The organism is Bowmanella yangjiangensis (assembly GCF_017255015.1).
Lineage (GTDB): Bacteria > Pseudomonadota > Gammaproteobacteria > Enterobacterales > Alteromonadaceae > Bowmanella > Bowmanella yangjiangensis.
This window is the reverse complement of the sequence record NZ_JAFKCS010000345.1, coordinates 1-831: the sequence shown is the minus strand read 5'-3', so window position 1 is coordinate 831 and position 831 is coordinate 1. Positions and strand designations below refer to the sequence as shown.

Below are 831 nucleotides of genomic sequence, written 5' to 3'. Positions count from 1 at the left end.
GATCGGCGACTACGTCGAACTCGAGGATGGCCGCACGGGCATCGTGCGCGAACTGAACATGCGCTCGACCACGCTGGAAACCTACGACGGCAAGGACATCGTGGTGCCGAACGAGAAGTTCATCGCCGAGATCTTCACCAACTGGACGCACAAGGACAAAAGCCAGCGTTATCGCGTCGACTTCTCGGTCGCCTACGACTCCGACATCCGCAAGCTGATCGCCATCATCAAGGACGTGGTCGCCAGCCATCCGCAGGTGTTCAGCGGCGACGACGTACCCATCGAGGAACGCCCGGACTGCGAGATAGACAGCTTCGGCGACTCGGGCATCAACATGTTCGTCGAGTTCTGGATGGAGGGCGTCGACGACGGCCGCAATCGCGTCGGCGGGGACCTGCTGCTGATGATTCTGGAAGCACTGCAAGAGCACGGCTTCGAGATTCCCTTCCCGCAGCGAGAAGTGCGCATCCTGGACAGGAAGGCGTCCGCGCGAAAGGCGGCGGGCAGTCCGTGAGCTTCGGCAGCGATCGACATGCCGAGCAGGGCGAGCGGGTGGGCATCGCTCATCGACGAGGCGTGATCGGCGCGTCGGGCTGGGCACGATGCGCACTGACGCCTTGCCGTACCTGCTGACCAGCCTTGGGGCAGTCATCAGAGGCACCCAGACCTGTCTGGCCTGGGTGCCTGGTGATGGCGCCACGTTGGAGGCGCTATATGCTGGCGCTTATCCCGTTTCGACTGCTGTCGTGGCGGCGTGGCGGTCGTCGACCTTGGGCGCATGGCGTCTGCGCATCAGGGCATAGGCGGCGGGCAGGACGAACAGTGACAGCA

1 protein-coding gene is annotated in these 831 nt (G+C 63.7%); it reads left to right on the top strand.

Annotation, left to right across the window (positions count from 1 at the left end):
* A partial coding sequence (locus J0A65_RS24440) for a mechanosensitive ion channel family protein (RefSeq protein ID WP_206596850.1) occupies window positions 1–514 on the top strand: 514 nt, incomplete at its 5' end.
* Window positions 515–831 lie beyond the last annotated feature (317 nt).